Origin of the sequence: Vibrio sp. 10N.222.54.A3 (assembly GCF_041474095.1) — a bacterium.
Taxonomy (GTDB): Bacteria; Pseudomonadota; Gammaproteobacteria; order Enterobacterales; family Vibrionaceae; genus Vibrio; species Vibrio crassostreae_C.
Map to the genome: position 1 here is coordinate 80970 of NZ_JBFRTN010000060.1, position 20184 is coordinate 101153.

At 45.7% G+C, this 20184-nt stretch carries 20 protein-coding genes and 1 other RNA gene; 4 read left to right on the plus strand and 17 right to left on the minus strand.

What is annotated here, in order from left to right; translation table 11 throughout:
- Positions 1–10: 10 nt before the first annotated feature.
- From murD to rsmI, 9 genes are all read right to left on the minus strand, one after another.
- Positions 11–1327 (minus strand): UDP-N-acetylmuramoyl-L-alanine--D-glutamate ligase, encoded by a 1317-nt coding sequence (murD, locus tag AB4507_RS13490; RefSeq protein WP_372182829.1) that lies wholly within the window; start codon positions 1325–1327, stop codon positions 11–13.
- A 58-nt stretch (positions 1328–1385) separates the two neighbouring features.
- The gene (gene mraY, locus AB4507_RS13495; protein ID WP_048658030.1) at positions 1386–2468 is read right to left on the minus strand and encodes a phospho-N-acetylmuramoyl-pentapeptide-transferase; all 1083 of its coding nucleotides are present in this window, start codon (positions 2466–2468) and stop codon (positions 1386–1388) included.
- Positions 2465–3838 (minus strand): UDP-N-acetylmuramoyl-tripeptide--D-alanyl-D-alanine ligase, encoded by a 1374-nt coding sequence (murF, locus tag AB4507_RS13500; protein ID WP_372182830.1) that lies wholly within the window; start codon positions 3836–3838, stop codon positions 2465–2467. Before murF ends, mraY begins: the two co-directional genes overlap by 4 nt.
- Positions 3838–5322, minus strand: a complete 1485-nt coding sequence (gene murE, locus AB4507_RS13505) for a UDP-N-acetylmuramoyl-L-alanyl-D-glutamate--2,6-diaminopimelate ligase (RefSeq protein WP_372182831.1) — start codon at positions 5320–5322, stop codon at positions 3838–3840. The genes murF and murE overlap by 1 nt, the downstream gene beginning before the upstream one ends.
- Before the next feature lie 18 nt (positions 5323–5340).
- On the minus strand, positions 5341–7098 hold the full coding sequence (locus AB4507_RS13510; protein ID WP_008223684.1) for a peptidoglycan glycosyltransferase FtsI: 1758 nt from the start codon (positions 7096–7098) through the stop codon (positions 5341–5343).
- A complete protein-coding gene (gene ftsL, locus AB4507_RS13515; protein WP_102393653.1) occupies positions 7095–7412 on the minus strand; it encodes a cell division protein FtsL in 318 nt (105 codons plus the stop codon). The genes AB4507_RS13510 and ftsL overlap by 4 nt, the downstream gene beginning before the upstream one ends.
- Positions 7413–7415: 3 nt before the next feature.
- Positions 7416–8366 (minus strand): 16S rRNA (cytosine(1402)-N(4))-methyltransferase RsmH, encoded by a 951-nt coding sequence (rsmH, locus tag AB4507_RS13520; RefSeq protein WP_017084764.1) that lies wholly within the window; start codon positions 8364–8366, stop codon positions 7416–7418.
- 228 nt (positions 8367–8594) lie between these two features.
- Positions 8595–9034: RNase P RNA component class A (gene rnpB, locus AB4507_RS13525), an RNA gene on the minus strand.
- 176 nt (positions 9035–9210) lie between these two features.
- Complete coding sequence (gene rsmI, locus AB4507_RS13530) at positions 9211–10077, minus strand: 16S rRNA (cytidine(1402)-2'-O)-methyltransferase (RefSeq protein WP_017066241.1); 867 nt, start codon at positions 10075–10077, stop codon at positions 9211–9213.
- Positions 10078–10138: 61 nt separating this feature from the next.
- Between rsmI and AB4507_RS13535 the strand changes: the two genes are divergently transcribed.
- Genes AB4507_RS13535 through AB4507_RS13550 form a run of 4 tightly spaced genes read left to right on the plus strand, consistent with a single transcriptional unit; the run spans position 10139 to position 13556 of the window.
- A complete protein-coding gene (locus AB4507_RS13535) occupies positions 10139–11956 on the plus strand; it encodes a penicillin-binding protein activator (RefSeq protein ID WP_372182832.1) in 1818 nt (605 codons plus the stop codon).
- A complete protein-coding gene (locus AB4507_RS13540; RefSeq protein WP_017059277.1) occupies positions 11943–12341 on the plus strand; it encodes a YraN family protein in 399 nt (132 codons plus the stop codon). Before AB4507_RS13535 ends, AB4507_RS13540 begins: the two co-directional genes overlap by 14 nt.
- A 2-nt stretch (positions 12342–12343) precedes the next feature.
- Positions 12344–12934 (plus strand): phosphoheptose isomerase, encoded by a 591-nt coding sequence (locus tag AB4507_RS13545; RefSeq protein WP_004729817.1) that lies wholly within the window; start codon positions 12344–12346, stop codon positions 12932–12934.
- 16 nt (positions 12935–12950) lie between these two features.
- Entirely contained in the window at positions 12951–13556 is a 606-nt protein-coding gene (locus tag AB4507_RS13550) for a BON domain-containing protein (protein WP_017059276.1), read from the plus strand.
- A gap of 91 nt (positions 13557–13647) precedes the next feature.
- Here the strand turns inward: AB4507_RS13550 and sspB are convergent, their stop codons facing one another.
- The 8 genes from sspB to zapE form a co-directional block, all read right to left on the minus strand.
- A complete protein-coding gene (gene sspB / locus AB4507_RS13555; RefSeq protein WP_017072808.1) occupies positions 13648–14142 on the minus strand; it encodes a ClpXP protease specificity-enhancing factor in 495 nt (164 codons plus the stop codon).
- Positions 14143–14148: 6 nt separating this feature from the next.
- Positions 14149–14784, minus strand: coding sequence for a stringent starvation protein SspA (gene sspA / locus AB4507_RS13560; protein WP_009848943.1), 636 nt, complete (start codon positions 14782–14784; stop codon positions 14149–14151).
- Between the two features lie 97 nt (positions 14785–14881).
- On the minus strand, positions 14882–15619 hold the full coding sequence (locus AB4507_RS13565) for a cytochrome c1 (RefSeq protein WP_017061436.1): 738 nt from the start codon (positions 15617–15619) through the stop codon (positions 14882–14884).
- Positions 15616–16881 (minus strand): cytochrome bc complex cytochrome b subunit, encoded by a 1266-nt coding sequence (locus AB4507_RS13570; RefSeq protein WP_017061435.1) that lies wholly within the window; start codon positions 16879–16881, stop codon positions 15616–15618. Before AB4507_RS13570 ends, AB4507_RS13565 begins: the two co-directional genes overlap by 4 nt.
- Positions 16881–17471, minus strand: a complete 591-nt coding sequence (gene petA, locus AB4507_RS13575; protein ID WP_017061434.1) for a ubiquinol-cytochrome c reductase iron-sulfur subunit — start codon at positions 17469–17471, stop codon at positions 16881–16883. The genes AB4507_RS13570 and petA overlap by 1 nt, the downstream gene beginning before the upstream one ends.
- A gap of 330 nt (positions 17472–17801) precedes the next feature.
- A complete protein-coding gene (rpsI, locus tag AB4507_RS13580; protein ID WP_004740758.1) occupies positions 17802–18194 on the minus strand; it encodes a 30S ribosomal protein S9 in 393 nt (130 codons plus the stop codon).
- 13 nt (positions 18195–18207) lie between these two features.
- Positions 18208–18636 carry a 50S ribosomal protein L13 gene (rplM, locus tag AB4507_RS13585; RefSeq protein WP_010434689.1) on the minus strand — a complete coding sequence of 143 codons (429 nt, stop codon included), beginning with the start codon at positions 18634–18636 and terminating at the stop codon, positions 18208–18210.
- 247 nt (positions 18637–18883) lie between these two features.
- The gene (gene zapE, locus AB4507_RS13590) at positions 18884–19987 is read right to left on the minus strand and encodes a cell division protein ZapE (protein WP_017061433.1); all 1104 of its coding nucleotides are present in this window, start codon (positions 19985–19987) and stop codon (positions 18884–18886) included.
- Between the last annotated feature and the right edge of the window lie 197 nt (positions 19988–20184).

Consider the following 20184-nt stretch of genomic DNA (forward strand, 5'->3'; position numbering starts at 1 on the left):
CTTCAACACGTTAGGCATACTCATGAGCAAGGTCAGTGAACGCATCACCTCTCGCCATGAAATTATTAAATTGATCGAAGCTTGCGCACGCAGGAGACAGCATCACCATATCACCCGACACCAGTTGTGGTGAGATAGATTCGATTATCTGCTGCATGGTCTCGAACTTTTGTGCTGATGGATGCAGAGGCATAAATTGCGCAGCATCTTCACCGAAGCAACACAACTGAACACGCTCAAGTTGCGCCAATACAGGTTTAAGTTCGCTAAAGTCAGCACCTTTGCCAACACCGCCAACCAAGAGATACAAAGTACCTTGGTATTCTAAACCAGACAGAGCCGCTAATGTACTCGCTACGTTGGTTGCTTTTGAATCGTTAACCCATTTGATTTCGCGCTTGTCAGCCACCACTTGGCAACGGTGCGTCAAACCGTTGTAGGCTTTCAAAGCGTCAAGGCTTTTACTGTAATCGATGCCAACTTGCTTCAATAAGGCTAATGAGACTAACGCATTCGCCACATTATGACGTCCAACCAATGTTAAATCTTGAGTGGCAAGTACTGGTTTACCGTTATCGATTAACCATTCTGTACCATCAATAATAGATACACCAAACTCTTGGTCATCGAGTCCAAATGTCACCAATGGCATTGTGTGGTCTGGGTAAGTCTCTTTATCTTCGCGATTTACAATCGCACACTGCGCATTGTTAAAGATTCTTAACTTGGCTTCGCGGTAGTCAGCCATGCCTTGATAGCGATCCATGTGATCTTCAGACAGGTTCAAAAAGGCTGCCGCTGCAAGGTTCAGATTCGATGTGGTCTCTAACTGGAAGCTTGATAGCTCGAGCACATATAAATCTGCATCAAGCTCAAGAAGGTCTAAAGCCGGAATACCAATATTGCCACCGACACCAACGTTAAGGCCTGCCGCTTTAGCAAGCACACCAGTAAGGTCAGTCACCGTACTCTTGCCATTTGAGCCAGTAATCGCCACGACGGGTTTATTCACCGCCCAGCCAAACAACTCGATGTCACCGACAACAGGTGTTCCTGCTTGAAGCACATCTTGAATTTCTGGGGTCGCTAAGGCGATACCTGGGTTAGCTACCACTAAATCAGCCTCAGCTAACCATTGGGTATTCCAGCTTCCAGAATGCAGTTCTACCGATTCAGGCAAAGACTCTCTGCCCGGTGGTAGTTCTCGTGTATCAATGACCTTCACATGAGTGTGAGGCTGATATTTTACGAGATGTTTAACGACAGAGAGCCCGGTAATACCGAGCCCCACAACCACTACATTTTGAATATTTTGCCAACGTTCCATTTAAACAAGATGCTCTTAATAGTTTTAAAGAGCCTCTATGACAGAGGCTCGCATAGGATTAACGAACTTTCAGTGTCGCTAGGCCAACCAGTACTAATACCATTGAGATGATCCAGAAGCGCACGATTACGCGCGGCTCAGGCCAACCTTTAAGTTCATAGTGGTGATGAATCGGTGCCATGCGGAAAATACGCTGACCACGCAATTTGTAAGAACCCACCTGCAGGATTACTGACAAGGTCTCCATTACAAACACACCACCCATGATAACCAGTACCAACTCTTGGCGAACCAACACAGCAATCACACCCAGTGCACCACCTAATGCTAAAGAGCCAACATCGCCCATGAATACTTGTGCTGGGTAAGTGTTAAACCATAGGAAACCAAGGCCAGCACCCACGATAGCAGTACATACCACAACTAATTCAGAGGTATATGGGATGTATGGAATGTGTAGGTATGCCGCGAAGTTAACGTTACCTGTCGCCCAAGCGATAACAGCAAAGCCAGCCGCAACCATAACCGTTGGCATGATCGCCAAGCCATCTAGGCCATCCGTTAGGTTTACCGCGTTACTGGTACCCACAATAACAAAGTAAGTTAGTACAATGTACAGTAAACCAAGTTGTGGCATCACATCTTTGAAGAAAGGAACAACCAATTGCGTTGCAGCAGTGTCGTGTCCGTGAGCATACAGAGCAAACGCCACAACCAATGCAATCGCTGATTGCCAGAAATACTTCCAACGCGCAATCAAGCCATCGGTGTTCTTACGAACGACTTTACGATAGTCATCAACAAAGCCAACCGCACCGTAACCACCAAGAACAACCAACACAGCCCAAACGTAAGGGTTTGAAAGATCAGCCCACATCAATACTGTAATAATGATGGCAGCAAGGATCATCACACCACCCATGGTTGGCGTACCACGTTTGCTGAAGTGAGATTCTGGACCGTCATTACGAACAACTTGGCCAATTTGTAGCATTTGCAGACGCTCAATTAAACGAGGTCCCATCCACAGCGACAGACATAAAGCTGTCAAAATACTCGCGATTGCACGAAACGATAGGTATTCGAACAAACGGAAGAAAGAAAAGTGTGGCTGTAGTAGCTCTGCAAGCCAAATTATCATGAAAAGTTCTCCTTTAAAGCAGCGGCTATTTTACTCATTCCTGCACTATTCGCGCCTTTTACCAACAAGGTATGTGACACGTTTTCTGGCAAGCTTAAGTGCTGCTCTATGTGCGCGATCATCGCTTGATGCGTTGCAAAGTGAGTCCCATTACAGACCTCACTAATCACCTTGGTATCATCACCGTAAGTGAGTACATGCTCAAAAGCGAATGGGGCAGCATATTCACCGACTTGACGGTGAAGTGCAAGGCTTTCGTCGCCTAATTCAGCCATATTGCCTAAAATCAACCAACGTTGACCTTTGAAGCTCGACAGCAATTTTGCTGCTGCCTTCATTGCAGGTACGCTGGCGTTATAACTGTCATCTATCAGCTTGATATTCTGACTTAATTGTTGAACCTCAACTCGACCTTTCACCGAGATAAGGTTTGCTAAACCGCTTTTTATTTCCTCAAGCGTGGCACCAAATTGAGTGCTTAACGCTGCAGCCGCCAACGCATTTGCCACGTTGTGCTGACCAATAATGCCAAGTTCAACTGCCATTGCACCTTGTGGTGTCTGCATATCAAAGCAAGCTTCACCTTGCTCATTAATGCGAATATTCTTAGCAAAGTAATCCGCCGCATTATCGCTTTCTGAAAATGTCAGCACGCTTTTATCTGCAAGCACTTCATTCCAGAAATCACCACCGTTGCTCTCTAGATTAACAATAGCAGTATCACCAGCAGCAAGCCCCTGAAAGATTTCACCTTTCGCTTGCTTAACACCATCGATAGAACCAAAACCTTCTAAGTGTGCCGCTGCGACATTGTTCACCAAAGCAACCTGTGGTTTAACAAGCTGAGTGGTGTAAGCAATTTCACCGATATGGTTAGCGCCTAGTTCGATCACCGCATAGTCATCGCTTGGCTCACTGCGTAGCAGAGTTAGCGGTACACCAATATCATTATTAAAGTTACCCGCTGTAAACAACACCTTGCCACGTTGTTGTAAAATACTTGCGACCATCTCTTTAACGGTCGTCTTACCGCAGCTGCCTGTAATCGCCATGGTTGGGACATTACATTGCTCATGAATCCAAGCACTTAGCTGACCTAAAGCAAGTTTAGTGTCTTCAACAACAACTTGAGTAATATTTAGGTCAAGTTTTCGTTCGACTAACAACGCGCTCGCATTAGCCTCTACCGCTTGATGACAAAAGTCATGCGCATCAAAACGTTCACCAACAAGAGCAACAAACAGTGCACCTTCTTCAACAGTGCGAGTGTCAGTAGAAACCGCATTAATAACACGATTGCTCGACTTGCCAGCCTCAATTAGCTGACCGCTCACCGCTGAGCAGATCTGCTCGAGTGATACATCAATCATTATGAAATACCTAAAAGTTGGAGCGCAGACTCGCGATCTGAGTAATGGATCGTTTCGTCTTTCAATACTTGGTAATCCTCATGGCCTTTACCAGCCAAAAGAATAATGTCATTGCTGCTAGCCTGCTCTAGGGCAAACTTAACCGCTTGATAGCGATCGTGCTCGACGAATGCAGATTCAGGTTCGCTTAAGCCAGCTAGCATGTCTTTAACAATCAAAGCAGGATCTTCGCTGCGAGGATTGTCATCTGAAATAATAATTTTGTCGGCGAACTGCTCAGCCGTTACCGCCATCATTGGGCGCTTGCCGGTATCTCGATCACCACCACAGCCAAAGATTGCCCATAGTTTTCCAGAACAGTGTACACGCAGTGCCGCCAATGCTTTTTCTAGAGCATCTGGTGTGTGCGCGTAATCGACAACGACTTTTGCTTTGTTTGGTACTTGGAACAGTTCCATGCGACCAATCACAGGTTGAAGCTGAGGCGCGGTGTCGACCAAGATTTGCTTGTCGATGCCCAGTGAAAGCAGAGTCGCGAAAGCAACCAACACATTTGATGCGTTGAACTGACCAATTAAAGGAACCGAAAGCTGACCTTGCCCCCAGCTACCTTCAAAAGACATCTGAATACCGGTTTCTGCATAAGCGACATCAGATGCCCACACTGACTGTTGATAACCAGACAGCGGAAGCAATGAAACGGCTATCGCATTGGACAAATCTGACATCCAAGCTTTACCGACTTCATCATCCACATTGATCACTGCATGCTTGCATTTATGTTGAGTAAACAGGCTTTTCTTAGCCAGTGCGTACTCTTGCATCGTGCCGTGATAATCCAAGTGGTCACGACTCAGGTTTGTGAATACACCAACCTCAAAATCCAACGCTTTTACGCGGCCTTGAACCAAACCATGAGAAGAGATTTCCATCGCGGTATAAACGGCTTTTTCTTCAGCCAACTCACTCAGCGTGCGCTGTATTTCAATCGCACTGCCTGTGGTGTTAGCTGCTGTTTTTAGATTATCTAAGAAGCCATTACCTGTTGTGCCCATTACCGCAGAGCGTTGACCAACGAGATCAAGCCATTGAGCAATCAATTGAGTGATGGTGGTTTTGCCATTGGTACCTGTAACGCCAATCAGTTTGGTCGCTTGAGAAGAATAAACTCGGCCTGCCAGTTCAGAGAGAATTGAATTTAGCTCTGCTACATAAACAACAGGAACGGCATTTAACCAGTTAACCAAGCCATGAGTTTTGTCATCACCAGCCTGTGCGATGACGGCTTTCGCACCTTGAGCGATCGCTTTGTCGATAAAGCGACGACCATCAACGGCATGTCCAACAATGGCAACAAAGATATCACCGTCCTTGATCGCACGGCTATCCAACTCCAACTGCTTAACAGCAATCGCATCCAGCTCAGGTGAACTAAAGTCACCCCAAGGAGAAAGTAAAGATGACAGCGTGAGGCTATTACTCATATTGAATCCTGATTGGCTCTATTCTTGAAACTTGTTTTCATCAGCAGGGACATTCAGAATTTGCAGTGCGCCCTTCATGATTTCAGAAAAAACAGGGGCTGCGACCGAGCCACCATAGTAGAGGTCACCTTGAGGTTCATTGATCATCACAACCAAAGAGACTCTTGGGTCACTCACTGGAGCAACACCTGCGGTATAGGCGAAGTACTCGTCTCCATAACCACCGGAAATCGCTTTTCTAGATGTACCTGTTTTTGCTGCTACTCGGTAACCCGGCACGGCAGCTCTTGTCGCTGTACCGCCCTTTTGGGTTACGCCTTCTAGCATGTTCAAAACCAACTCAGCATTTTCGCGCTTGATGATCTGTTTTGAGAAATCTTGGTCGTTGCTTTTAACGATATGGATAGGTTCGTAAACACCGTGATTCGCTAACGTCGCATAGGCATGAGCCAATTGCAGCGGAGTAATCGCTAGACCATAACCAAAGGATAAGGTAGCGATTTCAAACTTAGACCAGCGTCGACGGTTCGGGAAAATACCCGCGGTCTCACCGACTAGATTCAGCCCAGACATCTCGCCAAGACCAACAGAACTGTACATGCCCAGTAGCGCTTCAAGTGGCATATCCAGTGCTAACTTCGCCACACCGATGTTACTCGACTTCTTAAGGATTAACGCCAAGTCTGCCTTACCAACTTTGGAAGTATCACGTACACGGCTACCACCGATTTGCATGATGCCGTTACCCGTATCAATTACAGTATCAGCATCCGCGGTACCATTTTCGAGAGCGGCAAGAACAACAAACGGCTTAACCGTCGAACCTGGCTCAAAAGCATCGGTGATCACGCGGTTACGCATCTTAAAGCTTTGTAAATCAGCACGATTGTTTGGGTTGTAAGACGGTGCGTTAACCATGGCCAAAACCGCACCCGTTTTTACGTCTAATAAGATGGCAGATCCAGACGTCGCCTTGTGATCGGCTACCGCCTGTTTAATCGCTCGATAAGCGATGGCTTGTAAGCGCTGATCGATGGTCAATTCGAGTGGTTTACCTTCTTCACGCTCTTCTAGTGCAATGTTTTCAACTACTCGCCCGTAACGGTCTTTACGGATTGTACGTTTACCTGCTTCACCCGTGAGCCACTTATCGTAGCTGCGCTCGACACCTTCTAGGCCGTGTCCATCAATTCCGGTCACACCAATAAGATGCGCGCTGACTTCACCGGCTGGGTAATAACGACGTGATTCTGCTTTAAGACCAATACCCACCAGCTTTAAGTCGCGGATGTATTTCGCCATTGCTGGGCTAACTTGTCTTTGTAGGTAGATAAAACGACGAGATTTGTCGCTGGAGATCTTGTTGATCATCGATTGTCGATCTAAGCCAAGTACATCAGCTAGCGCATACCAACGATCAATTTGGGCCATGCCATTTTTATCGAAGATGGTTTTCGGGTCAGCCCATACCGCCTCAACAGGCACACTGACGGCAAGTGGTTCGCCATTGCGGTCTGAAATAATACCGCGGGCAGAAGGAATAGCCTTAACACGTACAGAACGAAGGTCGCCCTGACGAATTAAGTTATCTGGTTCAATGACTTGGATGTAAGCCACACGACCTACTAGTACAGAAAAGGCAACCAACACAAAAGCAATAACGACGTTGAAACGCCATTTAATCAGAATTGGATCCGAGTCCTTTTCGCTCTTCACTCGCTCTTTCGTTGGTTTCTTAACGGCTTTCGCGGGGGCTTTTTCCTTTTTTCCGGTCATTTCAGTATGATCACAACTTCTTTGTCGGAGTCTGGACGTTTCATGTCTAGCTCTCGTTTTGCCGATGCTTGAACGCGGCTATGTTCAGCCAGAGCCGTCTCTTCAAGCATTAAATTTCGCCATTCATTATCAAGCTGTTCACGCTCACTCAATGCCATGTCTTTTTGCGTGATTGCCTGACGTGACATGTGTGTCGTGAGAACGACCCCCATCGCACTCGCGAAGATACAGATAAGAAGCATCAATGGGACCTTGCCCACGGAGATCAAATCAAAAAATATTATCTTGGCTAAGTTCGGTTTGGAGGTCTTCATTGACTATAGCTTTTCTGCGATTCGTAGTACTGAACTGCGCGAACGAGTATTCTCATCCACTTCATCTTTAGAAGGCTTGATCGCTTTACCAATTGGTTTTAGATCGGCACTACCTAAAGCTTTAATTTGATCTTCTGTTAGCGGTAAACCATGAGGAACCTGTGGCCCTTGGCTCTCTTTACGGATAAAGCGCTTCACCATGCGGTCTTCAAGAGAGTGGAAGCTGATAACAGAGATACGACCTTGAGGAGCAAGAATGCTTGCTGCACCTTTCAGTGCGGTATCGATCTCTTCAAGTTCGCTGTTGATGTAGATACGGAAGGCTTGGAAAGCACGTGTTGCTGGGTGCTTTTTCTCTTTGAAGCTTTTTGGAGCGACATCCGAGATAAGCTTAGCCAACTGACCGGTACGCGTTAGTGGTTCGTTCTCTTCATTCTCTTGATAAGCAATGATGCCTTTCGCGATACGACGAGCGTGTTTGTCTTCACCGAACTCACGAATAACCCATGTGATGTCATCAAGATCGGCTTCAACTAACCACTGAGAGACAGGAATACCGGTTGTTGGGTCCATACGCATATCAAGCGGACCGTCTTTCATGAAGCTAAAGCCACGCTCAGCGTCATCTAGCTGTGGTGAAGAAACACCTAGATCCAGTAACACACCATCCACTTGACCGACTAAGTCATAACGCTCTGCATATTCAGCCATACCTGAGAACGGGCCGTGAATAATCGTAAAACGAGGGTCATCAATCTTTTGCGCTTCTGCAATCGCTTGTGGATCGCGGTCAATACTAAAGAGTCGTCCATTCTCGCCCAGTTTAGACAGGATTGTACGGCTGTGACCACCACGGCCAAAAGTACCATCGATGTAGGTACCGTCAGGTTTGATCGCAAGTCCGTCAATAGATTCGTTAAGCAATACTGAAATATGTTTGAATGCTTCTGTCATAGTCTTCTCAGTGAGTGGATTGAGCCATTAGTTCGGCAATAATTTGTTCTATTAACGTTTTAGTGTACTGATTTCACGCCGTATCTCCACCATATTGTGTATAGGCTTTGGGAATTTTTGACCCAAGCTCATATCAGGGTGAAGGATTCTAAGGAAATCTAAATAATTTACGTCAATATAAAGCAAAAAACCCATCACTACCGTTAAGTAATGATGGGTTCTTTATATAGGTGGAGTTGACACATACGCCGGGTTCTGTTCCGCTTGCGCGGCGGTAACCATTCGTCTAGGCCTGCAATCGCTCACAGGCTCAAGCAATCTACCCGCCCCCATACGCGAGCAACGCAATGTGAGGGCCTATTTGATCTTGCTCCGGGTGGAGTTTACCTTGCTACGAACTGTTGCCAGTCGCACGGTGCGCTCTTACCGCACCCTTTCAGCCTTACCTGTGCCCCTTCCGAAGAAATGAGGCCATCGGCGGTCTTCTCTCTGCTGCACTTGTCGTGGGCTCGCGCCCCCCAGACGTTATCTGGCACCCTGCTCTATGGAGCCCGGACGTTCCTCCCCTCTGCCAGTCTCCCGAAGGACTTCAACGTCAGTTTCCCGAAGGACCTCAACGTCAGTCTCCCGAAGGACATCAGCAAAGCAGCGATTACCCGTTCAACTCCGAGGGCGGATTGTATAGAGATTAGGGTGCAGTGTCTAGCGAGATCACAAATATGGTGCAAACCTCTAAGCAACTGCGTGAATTTTACACAATTCAGACAAAAAAAGAGGAATAACGGCAATACCATCACTCCTCACAAGCTTTTCAATACAGGTTAGCTACTCTATAAAGAGGTTTCTAGTGGTCTAGATGCTCTAGGCCCCATTTGTATAACGCGTTCTTTTTCAGATTGTAGATTTCTGCCGTCATCGCCGCCGCTTTTTTAAGAGGCAGCTCTTTGGTTAGAATGCCTAGTGTGCGAGTCGCTTCGTCTGGCAGTTCTGTGCTCGCTTCTTCACGGTGGCCGTGAATCAGTAACACCATCTCACCGCGTTTACGGTTCGCGTCTTCTTCAATCCACTCAATAAGTTCACCAAGTGGCAGCCCTTGGATGGTTTCGAAGGTTTTGGTTAGCTCACGCGCCAATACAACCTCACGGTCAGGGCCAAGAATCTCAAGCATGTCTTGTAGAGAATCTGAAATACGGTGTGGTGATTCATAGAAGATGCACGTGCGCTCTGCCTTTGCGATCTCTAAGAACTTGTCTTTGCGACCCTTACTCTTTGGTGGTAAGAAGCCTTCAAAGCTGAAACGATCTGACGGTAAACCTGACGCACTGAGTGCGGTAATCACAGCACAAGCACCAGGAAGTGGCACAACTCTCACACCCGCTTGACGACATTGTGAGACAAGATGGTAACCTGGATCACTGATTAAAGGAGTACCCGCATCAGAGACTAATGCGATAGACTGACCTTCTAATAACCTTTCGACTAGAACTTGCGCTTTAGTTTGTTCATTATGATCATGTAAAGCGAACGTTCTGGTGGATATATTGAAGTGAGCAAGCAGCTTACCCGTGTGGCGTGTGTCTTCGGCTGCAATAACATCGACACTTGATAAAATTTCAATTGCTCTTTGAGTGATATCTCCCAAATTTCCGATTGGGGTTGGCACAATGTAGAGAGTTGGGCTCTCTGTGAGCAAGGTTTTGTTATCTGTCATTTGTTTACCATCACTTCAACGATTAATATAGATACAAATTTATACGGAATTTAAAGAACTCATGGCAACGATGAACCATAAGAGACTCAGTGTACCACGCTTACTAACTCCAATTGCATTAGCAATTACATTGGCGGCTTGTTCTTCAGGTCCTCAAGCACCAACGAGCGTTGATATTACACTAGATCCAGCGCAATCAACTGAAAGTTACATGATGCAAGCGGATAGTAGCAAAGGAAGTCTACAAAACGACTGGTTAATCATGGCGCTTAAGGCTTCTGTGCAAGCTGGAAAAACCGATCAAGCAACTCTGCTTATTAAACGCTTAGCAAAACAAGAGCTGAGCGAAACGCAACAAGCGGAATGGCAATTAGCTCGCGCTCAACTGTTGGTGAATAACTCGCAGCCTGAACAAGCTTATAGCCAACTGAACTTCCAGCCTTGGTGGAAACTTCCGAACGAGCAGTGGAAAGATTATCACGAGCTACGCGCGAACATTTCTGAAATGCAAAGCGAGTATTTTGAAGCAAGCCGTGAGTTAGTTCTTTATTCAGAATATCTAGACGCTGACGACGAGCTCCAACAACAAGCTGCTGACCGTATTTGGCAGAACCTAAATAGCTACTCTCAATATGAGATTCTAGAACTTAAGACTTCTCCGACAGAAGACGTTCTAGCAGGTTGGTTACAGCTGGCTATTTATATGAAGACGCTGAACTCTAACCTTCCAGACCTACAGAAAACTCTGTCTGATTGGCTGGCTGAGAATCCTCAGCACCCAGCAGCGACATACACACCTCAGGCGATCACTGACGTCTTGGCACTAGAGATCAGCAAGCCAACCAGCACTGCACTATTACTGCCTCTAACCGGTAAGTACGGCAAGCAAGCACAACTTGTGCGTGACGGTTTCATCTTTGCGATGATGAATGACAAAGAGCGCGAAGAAGATGCAACGCTGACGGTAATGGATACCAACGTGCAAAGTGCCGCTGAGATTAAAGCGACACTGGAAGAGAACAACGTTGATTTCATCGTTGGCCCGCTGATTAAGAGCAACATAACTAAACTTCAGCAAGCGCAGAAAAACCACGAGAACTCGATTCCAGCTTTAGCTCTGAATATCCCAACGCAACTAGAACCAGATACTAACATTTGTTATCTCGCTCTATCGCCAGAGCAAGAGGTTGCTCAAGCAGCGAAACACCTGTTTGCTCAAGGCTACAAATACCCACTGATTCTGGCTCCGAAGGGACGCCTTGGCGATCGTGTTGAGCAAGCGTTTAAAGAAGAGTGGAAAAAATACAGCAGCAACGATGTTGCTATCAGCTTGTTCTCTGACAAACGCCAACTGCAACGTAATGTGAATCAGGTATTCGGCTTGCAAGAGAGCCAACAGCGTATCGCTCAAATGGACGGATTACTGAACCTAGACCTAGAAACCGAGCCACGCAGCCGTCGTGATATCGATTCTGTCTACATTGTGGCTAAGAACTCAGAGCTAACACTAATCAAACCCTTCATTGAAGTTGCAATTAACCCAGATGCGAGCCAACCCGCTCTGTTCTCAAACTCACGCAGCAACAGCGGTGATAAGCAGTATGAAGACCTAACCGGTGTGTTCTACAGCGATATCCCACTATTAGTTGAGAATAAAAACGAGCTTAATAAAGAGCTCAACGACCTATGGCCTGCGCACTCAAACGGCCAAAAACGTCTGCAAGCACTAGGAATGGATGCATACTATCTAATGGATGCACTGCCACAGATGAAAGCCGTGCAAGGTTACAGCATTCCAGGTGAAACGGGTGTGCTAACCATCGATAACAACTGTGTGGTTCAACGTGAAATCAGCTGGGCAGAGCATGGGGCTTTTTAGCCGAAAGTTCCTATCCAAACCAACCATCACCCACAAACAAGTGGGTGATAAATACGAGGCCGTGGCAAAATCTTATCTGATTAACCACGGTTTATCGTTAATAGAAGAAAACTTCATAGCAAAATGTGGCGAGATTGATCTTATAATGCGCCATAACAATACGGTTGTGTTTGCTGAGGTAAAATACCGCAAGCAAACCCGCTACGGACATGCCGCTGAAATGGTGACTGCCAAGAAGTCACAGAAACTGCTCAAAACAGCCAATGTTTGGCTTATGCAGCAAGGCTTGTCGGTGCACTCTACAGATTTCAGGTTTGATATTGTTGCCATTGAAGGGCCGAATGACACTATCGACTGGATTCAAAACGCGATTACCCAAGGATAAACATGCTAGACAGCATTAAAGAAAGTTTCACAGAAAGTATTCAAATCCAAATTGCGGCTGCAGAAGCTCTGCCTGACGCAATCACGCATGCCGCTCAAGCAATGGTTGCGACCTTGCTTAACGGAAACAAAATTCTTTGTTGTGGTAATGGTGGTTCGGCGTCGAATGCTCAGCAATTTGTATCGTGCCTACTCAACCGATTTGAAACAGAGCGCCCTAGCCTTCCAGCGATGGCACTCACAGCAGATAACACCACGCTAACGGCTGTGGCTAACGACTACCACTATGAAGAGATCTTCTCTAAGCAGGTACGTGCGTTTGGTCAAACTGGCGATATCCTGTTGGCTATCTCGACTAGTGGTAACAGCAAGAACATCATCAAGGCAATGGAAGCGGCGGTAACTCGCGACATGACAATTATCGCCTTTACCGGTAAAGATGGTGGTGAGATGGCAGGTTTGCTTGGTGAACACGATGTAGAGATTCGTATCCCTTCACACCGTACAGCGCGCATTCATGAAGTACACATGGTGACACTACACTGCCTATGTGACCTAATCGATCAAGTACTCTTCCCTGCTCACGAAGAGTGATATACGGAGCATCACAATGAAATCATTAACCTCTATGAGGCTGTTTAAGCTGATTAGTGTTTCGCTACTTACACTGTCTCTGTCTGGTTGTGCTGGCATTTTCATTGCTGGTGCTGCAACCACTGCAAACCTAGTCACGGATACGCGAACAACCAAAGAGATTTGGAACGACAACAACATCGAATTTGAAGTCGCAGCGATTACCAATAAACAACCATTCCGTGGCAACGTACGTGTCACCGCAAGCTCGTACCGAGGTTCGGTGGTATTGATGGGACAAGCAACCACAGATTCAGAACGTCGCGCTTTTGAAAACCAAGCCAAAGAAGTGGCTGGCGTTGAGAGCATCCACAATCAGGTTCGAGTGAAAGAACCTTTGTCTGTAAGTGCTATTAGTAAAGACAGCTGGATTACCACTAAAGTGAAATCAGCTCTGCTTGCGAATGCTGAGCTTAACGGCATCAAAGTAAAAGTGATTACTGAGGATTCAGAAGTATTCCTGCTTGGACTCGTGACTCGAGAGCATGCCGATATCGCAACAGAAGTTGCTCGTAACATCTCTGGCGTAAAACAGGTCATTCGAGCGTTTGAATATGGTGAAGAAGAGACGGCTGTTAACTAGCCTTAAGCCAGTCAATTGAATGCTATATAGCAGAAAAGAAAAAGCAGCGACGAGTCGCTGCTTTTTTATTTGGTTCGTTATTTAACTAACGTTATTTGATAACACGAAGGCTTGGGCGACCTTTCGCTGGACGAGGTGGCTCAGGATCTGAGTCTGGCTCTTCAGCATCTACGTCTGCCGTTGCTACGCTCAAAGATGGGCCTTTTTCTGGTTCTTCAAAAGGACTTTCTTCAATCCCTTCTTCAAACGCTTCCATGTAAGCCTCTTCAGGTTCAAACATGGTACCAGCACCATTTTCACGAGCATAAATCGCTTGTACTGCGTAAAGCGGAACGATCACAGAGTGTGGACGACCACTAAAGCGAGCACTAAACGTCACAGCTTCGTTACCCAGTTCAAGTTGTCCAACCGCACGAGGCGCGATGTTCAGAATGATCTGACCATCTTGAACAAACTCTTCTGGAACTCGCACACCCGGTAATGTTGCTTCAACAACAAGGTGCGGAGTTAGTTCGTTATCAACCAGCCATTCATAAAATGCACGAAGCATGTATGGTCGGCGTGGAGTCATATTAGAAATATCCATAAACGCTTAGCGAACGAGTCGCATCTCACGCTCAGCTTCAGTTAGAGAAGCTAGGAATGAATCACGTTCGAATACGCGGTTCATGTAAATCTTAAGCTCTTTAGAACCAGGACCAATTAGTTCGATACCAAGCTCAGGTAAACGCCATAATAGCGGAGCTAGGTAACAATCAATTAGGCTAAACTCTTCGCTCATGAAGTATTCATACTCAGCGAAGATAGGAGCAAGAGTCAGTAGGTCGTTGCGCAGTTTAACGCGAGCTGCTTCAGATTCTTCAGCGTTGCCTTTAACGATCTTCTCTGCAACTGAATACCAGTTACGCTCAATGCGGTACATCATTAGACGGCTATTACCACGAGCAACCGGGTATACAGGCATCAACGGTGGGTGAGGGAAACGCTCATCTAGGTATTCCATGATGATCTTCGAGTCATATAGAGCAAGCTCACGATCAACAAGAGTAGGTACTGATTTGTACGGGTTCAGTTCAACAAGCTCTGCTGGTAGATTTTTTTCATCAACCAACTCAACTTCAACACTTACGCCTTTTTCAGCAAGAACGATGCGCACCTGATGGCTATACATATCAGAAGCACTTGAGAAAAGAGTCATTACAGAACGTTTATTGGCAGCTACAGCCATGGAGCCCTCCAGTACACTTTAAATAAAAACAATGGAGGCCTAAAGCCTCCATTGAACATTAACATAATTTGGGAATTAGCACGGTATTATAGCACAATTAGTGCACATCACGCCAATACTCTTTCTTCAGCAAAATCACGATGATAGTGAAGATTACTAAGAAGGCCATTACCCACCAACCCATAGCGTGACGCTCAAGTTGAACTGGGTCGCCCGAGTAAACCAAAAAGTTAACAAGGTCACGAACTGCTTCGTCGTATTCACCAGCACTTAATTCGCCAGAGCCGTCAGTCTCAGTGCCAACAACAACCGTCACTTCCTCGCCATCTACCATATGAGTATCGTAGATTGGTGTTGGGATACCTTGCAGTTCTTCAAGAACGTGCGGCATACCAACGCTTGGGAAAACAATGTTGTTCACGCCAAATGGACGAGACGGATCTTCATAGAAAGTACGAAGGTAAGTGTACAGCCAGTCTGCGCCACGAACACGAGCAACCAATGTTAGGTCTGGTGGCGGAGCACCAAACCAACTTGCCGCTTGATCAGAAGGCATAGCATTAACCATCAAGTCACCGATTTTCGCTTCAGGGTCGAAAATCAGATTTTCCTTCATAAGATCAACGGGGATCTCTAAATCATTCGCAACACGTTCATAGCGCTGGTACTGCGTTGAGTGACAAGCGAAACAGTAGTTCATGAACATCTTAGCGCCATTTTGCAATGAAGCTTTGTCTGTTAAATCATTGTTCGCTTTGTCTAATGGTACGTTTGCACCCGCTGCCATCACCAGTGACGGCAACATAGCAAATAAAATTACAATCCACTTTTTCATTTGAATGTCACCCTTTCTGGTAATGGTTTCGTCGCTTCATTTTTACTGTAGAACCACAGTAGAACGAAGAACATGAAGTAACCTAAGCTAAAGATTTGAGCCAGTAGCGTGTATGTTGGCGTTGCTGGAAGCGCACCAAGTACACCAAGCGCAATAAAGCTTATTGTGAATTGGATGATGTTAATCAAATGCAGTTTGCTACGGTAACGGTAAGAACGCACTTTACAACGGTCGAACCATGGTAGTAGGAATAGCACAACAATAGATGCGCCCATTGCTACAACACCTAGCAACTTATCAGGAACAGCACGCAGAATTGCGTAAAACGGCGTGAAGTACCATACCGGAGCGATGTGCTCTGGTGTTTTCAGTGGGTTAGCAGCTTCAAAGTTTGGCGGCTCAAGGAAGAATCCACCCATCTCTGGGTTAAAGAACAGCACATAACAGAAGAAGAATAGGAAACCGGCCACACCAACCATATCTTTCACGGTCCCGTATGGGTGGAAAGGAATAGAGTCAATGATGTCGTATTTCTTAGTGTAATCCTTGTGGAATGGGAACTGCGTTTTGTAGTCGTCGCCCATTGTGCCTTTAGGAAGTTTCGTCTCAATACCGTCTGGGTTGTTCGAACCCACTTCGTGCAGTGCTAGTACGTGAAGTACGATAAGCAGCAGAAGTACAATTGGTAGAGCGATAACGTGCAGTGCGAAGAAACGGTTCAGCGTTGCACCAGAGATGATGTAGTCACCACGGATCCAAAGCGTTAGGTCATCACCGATAACAGGGATCGCACCAAACAGAGAAATGATTACCTGAGCACCCCAGTACGACATTTGACCCCATGGTAGTAGGTAACCCATGAAAGCCTCAGCCATAAGCACTAAGAAGATCAACATACCGAAGATCCAAAGTAGCTCACGAGGCTTTTGGTAAGAACCATAGATTAGGCCACGGAACATGTGCAGGTAGATAACAACGAAGAATGCCGAAGCACCTGTTGAGTGCATGTAACGTAGTAGCCAACCGTATTCCACATCACGCATGATGTATTCAACAGAAGCAAATGCACCCTCACCTGACGGTACGTAGTTCATTGTTAGCCAAATACCCGTAAGGATTTGGTTAACCAATACCAACATTGCCAAAGAACCGAAAAGGTACCAAAAGTTAAAGTTCTTAGGCATTGGGTATTCAGATAAATGCTTTTTATACGCATTCATCGCGGGTAGACGTTTCTCTACCCAATCAAGCAATCCTTGCATTACGCGTCTCCCTCGTCCACACCGATCATGATCTTAGTGTCACTCAAATACATATGCTTTGGTACAACAAGATTCAATGGAGCTGGTACGCCTTGGAATACTCGACCTGCCATATCAAACTTTGAACCATGACAAGGACAGAAGAAACCAGACTTAACACCCTGAACTTGTTCTGCAAAAGAATCCGGCAGGTAAGTTGGAGAACAACCTAAGTGCGTACAGAAACCAACAGCAACGAAGAATTCCGGCTTAATTGAACGGAACTCGTTCTGTGCGTATTCTGGTTGTTGTTCAGCTTCAGATTGAGGGTCACGAAGTTGACCACCGATCGATTTTAGGTTTTCTAGTACCGACTCAGCACGGCGTACAACCCATACAGGTTTACCTTGCCACTCGACACGAACCATTTGTCCCGGTTCTAACTTACTGACTTCCACTTCCACCGGCGCGCCCGCAGCTTTCGCCTTGGCACTCGGATTCCATGATTTAATAAAAGGCACGGCTACAGCAGCTGCTCCTAAACCACCAACAACGGCTGTTGTTGCGGTTAAGAAACGCCTGCGACCGTTATTTAAAGGCGCGTTGCTCATCCAAACATTCTCCCATTTGCTCCTTGTGGATTGAAATAATTCCGATTAAAGAGCATGGCTAACAAAATATGTATTTAGTTCTATTTATTGACGGCAAATGATAAATAAAACCCTACTTTTTGACAAGATAAAGCTACCTTTTTGTAACAATCATGAGGCAAAGCGCACATTGGGTTACAAAAGCTTTCAAAATATAAGAATTTGGAAATAAAACGAGGAAGGGAAAGCGTTTAGAGGGGGTATAAAAACAAAAAGCCCGGCATATAGCCGAGCTTTGAACCACAATTCCAGTCGTAAAACTGGGGGCGTGTACTTTTTCGTAAAGAAAAATTAACGCTTAGAGAATTGAGGTTTACGACGTGCTTTACGTAGACCAACTTTCTTACGTTCAACGCAACGAGCGTCACGAGTAACGTAGCCAGCTGCACGTAGAGCAGGACGTAGAGTTTCATCGTACTCCATAAGAGCGCGAGTGATACCGTGGCGGATTGCGCCAGCTTGACCAGAAATACCACCACCAGAAACAGTGATGTAAAGGTCAAGTTTCTCAGTTAGTTCAACTAGCTCAAGAGGTTGCTTAACAACCATACGAGAAGTTGGACGACCGAAGTAAACATCAAGGCTACGCTTGTTGATTACGATCTCACCAGAGCCTGGTTTGATGAAAACACGAGCTGCTGAGCTTTTGCGACGACCAGTGCCGTAGTATTGATTCTCTGCCATTTTCATAATCCCCTTAGATGTCTAGTACTTGTGGCTGTTGAGCAACATGGTTGTGCTCAGTACCAGCGTACACTTTAAGCTTACGGTACATCGCGCGGCCTAGAGGACCACGTGGAAGCATACCTTTAACTGCTAGTTCTAGAACCATTTCTGGTTTCTTAGCAATTAGCTTTTCAAAAGTGATAGTTTTAAGACCACCTGGGAACTCTGAGTGACGGTAGTAAACCTTACCCTTAGCTTTGTTACCAGTTACAGCAACTTTCTCAGCGTTAACAACGATGATGTAATCACCAGTGTCTACGTGAGGAGTGTATTCTGCTTTGTGCTTGCCGCGTAGGCGAGAAGCGATTTCACTTGCTAGACGGCCAAGAGTTTTGCCTTCAGCGTCTACAACATACCAGTCGCGTTTTACAGTTTCTGGTTTAGCAACGAAAGTTTTCATGCTAATAATTACCTATTTAAAAAATTTACACTTAAGGAATACTCGCGTATTCCCACTGTCTAAGAGTTACCATTCATCACCCCTTCGAGTGTTGGAAAACTCTTGGCATAACGTGACTTTACTCATCGCTAGAGGCCCGCAGTAACGGTAGGTCGCAGGATTATAGAGAAGAGCGAAGAAAAAATCACCTCTTTTTGAACAAAATCACGATTTTTTTAATTCTATTTCTTATTCGAGATAATCAAAGCTAACTTAAGTGTTCTTTTGCCAAATATTCATGGCTCTGCATTTCAATTAAACGCGACTGACAACGTTTAAATTCAAACTCTAGCTGACCATGGGTGTATAGCTTTTCTAGCTCCACTTCCGCTGAAATAATCAGCTTCACATTGCGCTCGTAGAACTCATCAACTAATGCAATGAAGCGCCTCGCAGCGTCATCTGAAGTCGCGCCCATTTGCAATACATCCGCCAATAGAACTGTGTGATAAACCCGAGACAACTCAATATAGTCGTTCTGGCTACGAGCCGACTGACAAAGCTGAGCAAAGGTACCATGCAGTACGCCATCACTCGCTTCGACTACATCTAATTGACGGTGGTTAACCTCTATCTGCTTAAGCTTCTCTTTATCTTCACCAACGAGCTGAGCGTAATATTTTTCGAGATTAATATTCGCTTGGCTATCTAGCGGGTAATGGTAAATCTCAGCCTGTTCTAAGGTACGTAGACGATAGTCAATACCACTATCGACATTAAGGATATGACAGTTGTCTTGAATGAGCTTGATGGCAGGTAAGAAACGCGCTCGCTGTAACCCGTTGCGATACAGATCCGCAGGTGGAATATTAGAGGTCGCAACCAAGATAGCGTTTCGAGCGAATAACTCTTGGAACAAGGTTCCTAGGATCATCGCATCGGTGATGTCTGAAACAAAGAATTCGTCGAAACAGATAATGTCCGCTTCTTCCTTCAACTTGTCTGCGACTAAAGGCAATGGATCACTCACATTACCTAGCGCCTTTAGCTCATCATGAACTCGATACATAAAGCGGTGAAAGTGAACACGCATTTTTTTAGTGGTCGGTAAGGCATCATAGAACGTATCCATTAGGTACGTTTTTCCTCGCCCTACGCCACCCCAAAAATAGAGACCTTTCGGTGGTTGTGGCAGTTCTGGCTTTTTGCCTAGTAATTTCTGGAAGCGAGTCAGTTGAGGAATGGGCGTATTCATGTAATCTTGAAATTGATGAAAGAGTTCATCTAAAGATTTTACGGCTTGCTCTTGTGCTGGATCTCTTTGAAATCCATGTTCTTTTATATCTTGTTCGTATTTTTTAATGGGATTCATGACGACATTTCCACAATGAAAGCAATATCAGACAACAACTAAAAATGAGCCCAAACAGTACGAGGAATAACGTGATGTGGTGAATAATGCAGCATCAAACTGCTAACTAGCGCACACGCATTTCTCTTTATACTGCGGCTTTCTCATAGTACCATGGAGCCGTATCACGTGTAACTAAGCAGTAACAAACATGTTAA

Coding starts and splice junctions, on each gene's coding strand:
- murD (WP_372182829.1), bottom strand. CDS start 1,327: ATGGAACGTTGGCAAAATATTCAAAATGTAGTGGTTGTGGGGCTCGGT.
- mraY (WP_048658030.1), bottom strand. CDS start 2,468: ATGATAATTTGGCTTGCAGAGCTACTACAGCCACACTTTTCTTTCTTC.
- murF (WP_372182830.1), bottom strand. CDS start 3,838: ATGATTGATGTATCACTCGAGCAGATCTGCTCAGCGGTGAGCGGTCAG.
- murE (WP_372182831.1), bottom strand. CDS start 5,322: ATGAGTAATAGCCTCACGCTGTCATCTTTACTTTCTCCTTGGGGTGAC.
- AB4507_RS13510 (WP_008223684.1), bottom strand. CDS start 7,098: ATGACCGGAAAAAAGGAAAAAGCCCCCGCGAAAGCCGTTAAGAAACCA.
- ftsL (WP_102393653.1), bottom strand. CDS start 7,412: ATGAAGACCTCCAAACCGAACTTAGCCAAGATAATATTTTTTGATTTG.
- rsmH (WP_017084764.1), bottom strand. CDS start 8,366: ATGACAGAAGCATTCAAACATATTTCAGTATTGCTTAACGAATCTATT.
- rsmI (WP_017066241.1), bottom strand. CDS start 10,077: ATGACAGATAACAAAACCTTGCTCACAGAGAGCCCAACTCTCTACATT.
- AB4507_RS13535 (WP_372182832.1), top strand. CDS start 10,139: ATGGCAACGATGAACCATAAGAGACTCAGTGTACCACGCTTACTAACT.
- AB4507_RS13540 (WP_017059277.1), top strand. CDS start 11,943: ATGGGGCTTTTTAGCCGAAAGTTCCTATCCAAACCAACCATCACCCAC.
- AB4507_RS13545 (WP_004729817.1), top strand. CDS start 12,344: ATGCTAGACAGCATTAAAGAAAGTTTCACAGAAAGTATTCAAATCCAA.
- AB4507_RS13550 (WP_017059276.1), top strand. CDS start 12,951: ATGAAATCATTAACCTCTATGAGGCTGTTTAAGCTGATTAGTGTTTCG.
- sspB (WP_017072808.1), bottom strand. CDS start 14,142: ATGGATATTTCTAATATGACTCCACGCCGACCATACATGCTTCGTGCA.
- sspA (WP_009848943.1), bottom strand. CDS start 14,784: ATGGCTGTAGCTGCCAATAAACGTTCTGTAATGACTCTTTTCTCAAGT.
- AB4507_RS13565 (WP_017061436.1), bottom strand. CDS start 15,619: ATGAAAAAGTGGATTGTAATTTTATTTGCTATGTTGCCGTCACTGGTG.
- AB4507_RS13570 (WP_017061435.1), bottom strand. CDS start 16,881: ATGCAAGGATTGCTTGATTGGGTAGAGAAACGTCTACCCGCGATGAAT.
- petA (WP_017061434.1), bottom strand. CDS start 17,471: ATGAGCAACGCGCCTTTAAATAACGGTCGCAGGCGTTTCTTAACCGCA.
- rpsI (WP_004740758.1), bottom strand. CDS start 18,194: ATGGCAGAGAATCAATACTACGGCACTGGTCGTCGCAAAAGCTCAGCA.
- rplM (WP_010434689.1), bottom strand. CDS start 18,636: ATGAAAACTTTCGTTGCTAAACCAGAAACTGTAAAACGCGACTGGTAT.
- zapE (WP_017061433.1), bottom strand. CDS start 19,987: ATGAATCCCATTAAAAAATACGAACAAGATATAAAAGAACATGGATTT.